Origin of the sequence: Mesorhizobium sp. M8A.F.Ca.ET.021.01.1.1 (genome assembly GCF_003998025.1) — a bacterium.
In the GTDB taxonomy this organism is placed as follows: domain Bacteria; phylum Pseudomonadota; class Alphaproteobacteria; order Rhizobiales; family Rhizobiaceae; genus Mesorhizobium.
In genome coordinates, this window is record NZ_RZSJ01000362.1 from 1 (window position 1) to 6,185 (window position 6,185).

At 62.8% G+C, this 6,185-nt stretch carries 4 protein-coding genes and 1 pseudogene; all 5 read right to left on the reverse strand.

Going from position 1 to position 6,185, the window contains the following annotated elements:
- Nucleotides 1-320 (reverse strand): annotated as a pseudogene (locus EOA36_RS23805) (cytochrome c); the annotation flags it as partial.
- The gene (locus EOA36_RS23810; protein WP_127279676.1) at nucleotides 317-2,083 is read right to left on the reverse strand and encodes a GMC family oxidoreductase; all 1,767 of its coding nucleotides are present in this window, start codon (nucleotides 2,081-2,083) and stop codon (nucleotides 317-319) included. The gene EOA36_RS23810 and the pseudogene EOA36_RS23805, both read right to left, overlap by 4 nt.
- Before the next feature lie 2 nt (nucleotides 2,084-2,085).
- Nucleotides 2,086-2,694, reverse strand: a complete 609-nt coding sequence (locus tag EOA36_RS23815) for a gluconate 2-dehydrogenase subunit 3 family protein (protein ID WP_245464451.1) — start codon at nucleotides 2,692-2,694, stop codon at nucleotides 2,086-2,088.
- A gap of 527 nt (nucleotides 2,695-3,221) precedes the next feature.
- Nucleotides 3,222-4,823: a phosphoglycerate dehydrogenase gene (gene serA / locus EOA36_RS23820; RefSeq protein ID WP_127279677.1), complete on the reverse strand. Its 1,602-nt coding sequence runs from the start codon at nucleotides 4,821-4,823 to the stop codon at nucleotides 3,222-3,224.
- Between the two features lie 64 nt (nucleotides 4,824-4,887).
- The gene (locus EOA36_RS23825; RefSeq protein ID WP_127279678.1) at nucleotides 4,888-6,063 is read right to left on the reverse strand and encodes a phosphoserine transaminase; all 1,176 of its coding nucleotides are present in this window, start codon (nucleotides 6,061-6,063) and stop codon (nucleotides 4,888-4,890) included.
- Between the last annotated feature and the right edge of the window lie 122 nt (nucleotides 6,064-6,185).

Genomic DNA, 6,185 nt, shown 5'->3' on the forward strand with positions numbered 1-6,185 from the left:
GGATACGGCATGGCGGGATAGAGCCGCACGCCATCGTGGCCGACGCCCGTCTTCATCATGTTGCGGAAATCGATCTCCGACCAATTGCCGATGCCCGTCTCGTGGTCGGGCGTGATGTTGGGCGGCACCAGTGCGCCGAAGGGCGTTTCGAGCGGCAGGCCGCCGGCCAGCGGCTTGCCCCCCGGCCTCGTATGACAGCCCGCGCAATCGCCGAGCACCGCCTGGTATTGGCCGCGGATGATCTGGTCCGCCTGATCGGCGGCAAGTGCAGGCGTGATCGCCAGCAGGGCCGCGCCGGCGCCGGCAGCGAGCGTCCTCATGCCTGCACCAACGGGGCGCCGGGATTGCGAAGATAATGATTGCGGATGCCGTCAGCGGCGCGGTAGGCGAGCGCGCCGACCGTTCCGGTCGGATTCTTGCCGGCATTCTGCGGAAAGGCCGACGCGCCGATGACGAAGACGTTGGGCACATCCCAGCTTTGCAGGAAGGTGTTGACCGCGCTCTTCTTCGGGTCGGTTCCCATGATGGCGCCGCCAGTATTGTGGGTGCTTTGATATGGGACGCTGTCCCAGCCCTTTTTGCGACGGCCGACATTGTATTGCTTGCCGCCAAGCGTCTTGGCAATTTCCTCCATCCGGTCGCAGAGGTAATTCGACATCCTGATATCGTTGTCGGGAAAATCGAAGGTCATGCGCATAAGCGGCCGGCCGAAGCGATCCTTGTAGGTCGGGTCGAGGTCGAGGTAGTTGGTGCGTATCGCGTAGCTGCTGCCCTGCGAGGAGAAGCCGAGCGTGCTTTTGTAGCCCGCGACGGTCGCCTTCTTCCAGGCGCTGCCCCACTTCGGCGTGCCCGGCAGCGTCGGCCGGGTCCCAATGGGACGTCCATTGGTGGGGATGCAGTTTATGCCCGCGCCGCCGACGAAATCGAGCCCGCCGTGGTCGAAGGCGTCGCCATTATAGTCGTCGATCGTCTGACCGAGCGCGCCCGCGGCAATGAACGGATTGAAGTTCTTGTCATCGAAGAACACCTGCACGCCGGCGTTGGTCTGGTAGCAGTAGTTGCGGCCGACCGTGCCCTCGCCGGTAGCGGGATCATAGATCCTGCCGATGCCCGACAGCATCATCAGCCGGGCATTGTGCAGGCCGTAGGCGCACAGAAGCACGAGATCGGCCGGCTGGAAGAATTCCTGTCCCGACGTATCGACATAGGTTACGCCGCGCGCCGACTTGCCGCCGGCGGCAAGATCGACATGCAGCACCTCGCTGTCGGTCCGGACCTCGAAATTGGCCTTCTTCATCAGGACGGGAAGGATGGTGGTCTGGGCGCTGGATTTGGAATAGTTGGCGCAGCCGAACCGCTCGCAGAATCCGCAATAGGTGCACTGCCCCATGGTGATGCCGAGCGGATTGACATAGGTCCGTGACATGTTGGCGGACGGTGTCGGGAACGGGTGCAATCCCATGGACCGGCCGGCATTGGCGAACAGGGTCGGCGCGTAGGTCATCTCCATCGGCGGGTTCGGATAGTCCCGCGACCTCGGATCCTCGAACGGATTGCCGCCTTCCTGTAGCTGCCCCTTGATGTTGCCGGCTTTGCCCGAGATGCCCGCCAGATATTCGAACTGGTCGTAATAAGGCTCCATCTCGGCGCCGGTCACGCCCCAGTCCTCGACCTGGAGATCGGCGATCCGTGCCGCGCCATACCTCTTGGTCAGGTTGGTCTTGATCTGAAAATCCGAATCCCAGAACCGCCAGGTGTGGCCGTTCCAGTGCACCCCGGCGCCACCGACACCGTTGCCTGGCAGGAACGAGCCGAAATCGCGCATCGGCAGCGCCGTCTGCGACGGGTCGTTGCGCATGGTCAGCGTTTCAACGGCAGGCTGCAGGAACAGGTCGCGCCGCACGCTGTAGCGCAACTCGTCCTGTGCGTAGCCGATGTTGAAATCGGTTGCCGTATCGCGCCAGGGACCACGCTCGATGGCCAGAACGTCCAGGCCCTGATCGGTGAGTTCATGCGCAAGGATGGACCCTGTCCAGCCGAGGCCGACGATCACGACATCCTTGCGAGGCAGTATCGTCGTCATGGTCAGCTCCTTTTCACGAGCCATTCCGGGCTGCCTTCGATGGAGACGGGCGGCCGCGGATAGGGCTGATTGTGCTTGCTGACGTGGTCCCGGTAGTCATAGCGAGCGCCGGGGAAACCAAGCATGCGCCACGAGACCATGTCCTTGTTGCCGCCATAGACCGGATCGGCAAAGAACCCTTCCATCGTGTTCTGCAGCAGAAGCCCGAAGAAACCAGGACCCTTGACGCCGTTTGGCAAGTCAACCTTTCCAGCTTCCATGGCGGTCAGGAATGCATCCTGGTCCGCCGGCTGGAGCTCGGCGAATGTCTTGCCGTCGCGCTGTTTCAGGAAAGCGTCGATGGCGGCAAGGCCGATGCGGTAACGCTGGGCGGGATTGGCTTCGCCCTGGTAACCTTGCGTGGGCAACCCCGGCAGGAACGGTCCTTTTGTGTAGAGCCGGCTCGACGTTCCGAACGCGCCCGTCAACTGACGGTCTATATAGACAGCGCAGCCGGCCTCCTTGCCGCCCATCGAGAGATCGTCGGCGGGGACAAGGCGGTCGACGATGGCCTCGACGAGCGCGGCTTCCTGCGGCGTGAAGAACTGCCAGCCGCCGGACACGACCTGCATCGGCGGATCGGACGACAGCGGCGCCCAAGGCAGCGAGCCCGACAAGGATCGGGCAAAGCTTGCCGATGTTGCCGTTGCCGTAAACATCGCAACCGAAGACAGAAAAAGACGGCGGCTCAGTCGGACAGTATTGTGACGATCCATCGAAGGCACCCCGACAACAATAGAGGCGCGCCGAAAGGAGCGCGCAAAATCATGACAAAATCAGTTAAGTTTAAGTCATGCCAATCACTTGGTGTCAGCCTGCGGAAAGAAACCGGGATCGTCAAGCAGATCACAAAATCGTTAGATTAGGCCAGTCATCTTCTTATCGTCATGCGCTAATGTACTGATGGCTAAAGAGGATATCCTTGTAGCAGCTTGAAGCAACGAGCGTATCATCAGGCGGGTTTCCAAAGCGTGCTACCGCCGGCAACGGCCCAACCCGCCAGGCTACTCCAGCGGTCACGGCAACGCCCCGCATGCATGCCGGCAAACGGGGCGTCGTAATGGTTTTGCTTATCACCCTGAGGGTGCGGAGGGATCGACTAGAACCCGCCCACGTCGAACTGGAGGCGCTTTGCCGAGTCGATCGACTTGTGGCCCCGCACCTGCTCCAGCACCTTTTCCGGGAACGGCGCGTCGAGATAGAGCAGGGCGATGGCGTCGCCCCCCGGCCGATTGCGGCCAAGCTGGAAGTTGGCGATGTTGACGCCATTCTCGCCACAGACAGTACCGAGCAGGCCGATGATGCCGGGCGCGTCGGCATTGGTCGTGTAGAGCATGTGCTGGCCGACCTCGGCGTCGAGGTTGATGCCCTTGATCTGGATGAAGCGCGGCTTGCCGTCGGAGAAGCAGGTGCCGGCGATCGAGCGGGTCCTGTGCTCGGTCTTGACCGTCAGCTTGATATAGCCGTCGAAGACGCCCGATTTGTCGCGCTTGACCTCGGCGACGATGATGCCGCGCTCTTTCACCATGATCGGCGCCGAGACCATGTTGACGTCGGCGACCTGCGGCCTGATCAGCCCGGCCAGGGCAGCGCTGATCAGCGCGCGCGTGTTCATCGTCGCGGTCGAGCCGTCGAACAGGATCTCGACCTCGGTGATCGGATCCTCGGTCACCTGGCCGACGAAGGCGCCGAGCACTTCGGCGAGCTTGACGAACGGCTTCAGCCGTGGCGCCTCTTCCGCCGTGATCGACGGCATGTTTATGGCGTTGGAGACTGCACCCTTGATCAGGTAGTCGGCCATCTGCTCGGCGACCTGCAGCGCGACATTCTCCTGCGCTTCCGCCGTCGAGGCGCCGAGATGCGGCGTCGCCACCACGTTCTCCATGCCGAACAGCGTATTCTGCTCCGCCGGTTCGACCTCGAACACGTCGATACCGGCGCCCGCCACTTTGCCGCTCTTCAGCGCCGCGACGAGGTCGGCTTCGACCACCAGCCCGCCACGGGCGCAGTTTATGATGCGCACGCCGTTCTTCATCTTGGCGATGGCGGCCGCATCGATGATGTTGCGAGTCTTGTCGGTCAGCGGCGTGTGCAGCGTGATGAAGTCCGCACGGGCGAAGAGTTCGTCCAGTTCCACCTTGTCGACGCCGAGTTCCTCGGCCCGCTTGTCCGACAGGAACGGGTCGAAGGCGACGACATGCATCTTCAGCCCGACGCCGCGTGTGGCGACGATCGAACCGATGTTGCCGCAGCCGATGACGCCGAGCGTCTTGCCGGTGATCTCGACGCCCATGAAGCGGTTCTTCTCCCATCTACCGGCATGGGTCGAAGCGTTGGCTTCCGGTATCTGGCGGGCGAGCGCGAAGATCATCGCCACGGCGTGTTCGGCCGTCGTGATCGAATTGCCGAAGGGCGTATTCATCACGATGATACCTTTGCGGCTTGCCGCCGGGATATCGACATTGTCGACGCCGATGCCGGCGCGGCCGATGACCTTGAGATTGGTGGCGGCGTTGATCAGCTTCTCGGTGACCTTGGTCGCCGAGCGGATGGCGAGGCCGTCGTACTGGCCGATCACTTCAAGCAGCTTTTCCTTGTCCTTGCCGAGGTCGGGCAGATAGTCGACCTCGACGCCGCGATCCTTGAAGATCTGCACGGCGGTAGGAGAGAGTTTGTCGGAAACGAGAACGCGGGGCGCCATGGCGGCCTCCTTGAAAATGGGATTGATCCGGGAACGGGCGGCCCTCGGGCCGCCGCGGAGTACCTCAGGCAGCCGCTTTCAGCGACGCCTTCTGGCTGGCAAAGGCCCAGTCGAGCCAGGGCAGCAGCGCTTCGAGATCGGAGGTCTCGACGGTTGCGCCGCACCAGATGCGCAATCCCGGTGGGGCATCGCGGTAGGAACCGATGTCGTAGGCGACGCCTTCCTTGTCGAGCGTCGAGACAAGCCCCTTGGCGAACGCCGCCTGCCCGTCAGCGTCGAGCGCCGCGATATCCGGATCGCTGAAGGACAGACAGACCGACGTGTTCGAGCGTGTCGCCGGCGCGACGGCGAGATGACCGAGCCAGGATGAGCTTTCCACGAACCGGTCGAGCACGGCGGCATTGGCATCCGCCCTGGCAATCAGCGCATCGAGGCCACCGATCGACTTCGCCCAGTTCAACGCATCGAGATAGTCCTCGACGCAAAGCATCGATGGCGTGTTGATGGTTTCGCCCTTGAAGATGCCTTCGATCAGCTTGCCGCCCGAGGTCAGGCGGAAGATTTTCGGCAACGGCCATGAAGGCTTGTAGCTCTCCAGCCGCGCGACGGCACGTGGCGACAGGATCAGCATGCCATGCGCGCCCTCGCCGCCCAGCACCTTCTGCCAGGAGAAGGTCACGACATCGAGCTTCTCGAAGTCCAGCCTTTGCGCGAAGGCGGCCGACGTCGCGTCGCAGATGGTCAGGCCCTTGCGATCGGCTGGGATGAAATCACCGTTCGGCACGCGCACGCCCGACGTGGTGCCGTTCCAGGTGAAGACAACGTCGCGGTCGAAATCGATCTTGGCCAGATCCGGCAATTCGCCGTAGCCGGCCTCGATCTTGCGCACATCGGCGAGCTTCAACTGCTTGACCACGTCGGTCACCCAGCCGGAGCCAAAGCTTTCCCAGGCGACCATGTCGACGCCGCGTTCGCCGAGCAGCGACCACAGCGCCATCTCGACGGCACCAGTGTCCGATGCCGGCACGATGCCGATGCGATAGTCCGCCGGAACTTGCAGGATTTCGCGCGTCAGCTCGATCGCCTGTTCGAGCTTGGTCTTGCCGATCTTGGCGCGGTGGGAGCGGCCGAGCGCAGCGGATTTCAGCGCCTCGACCGACCAGCCGGGACGTTTTGCGCAGGGACCTGAGGAAAAATTGGGATTTACCGGACGGAATCCGGGCTTCGTATGCGTCGTCATCGTGGTCTATCCTTCCAGATAGTGGCCCCTCGTTGGGGAGGGGTGGCCCACGGACGGCGATATGCGTTCAGGCCTCGGGCGTCAAGAGGAAAGTTTTTGTCGCTGCCGGGATACCAAATGCA

What these genes read in the sequence shown, in the direction of transcription:
- EOA36_RS23825 (WP_127279678.1), bottom strand. Translation starts at nt 6,063, where the DNA reads ATGACGACGCATACGAAGCCCGGATTCCGTCCGGTAAATCCCAATTTT.
- serA (WP_127279677.1), bottom strand. Translation starts at nt 4,823, where the DNA reads ATGGCGCCCCGCGTTCTCGTTTCCGACAAACTCTCTCCTACCGCCGTG.
- EOA36_RS23815 (WP_245464451.1), bottom strand. Translation starts at nt 2,694, where the DNA reads ATGCAGGTCGTGTCCGGCGGCTGGCAGTTCTTCACGCCGCAGGAAGCC.
- EOA36_RS23810 (WP_127279676.1), bottom strand. Translation starts at nt 2,083, where the DNA reads ATGACGACGATACTGCCTCGCAAGGATGTCGTGATCGTCGGCCTCGGC.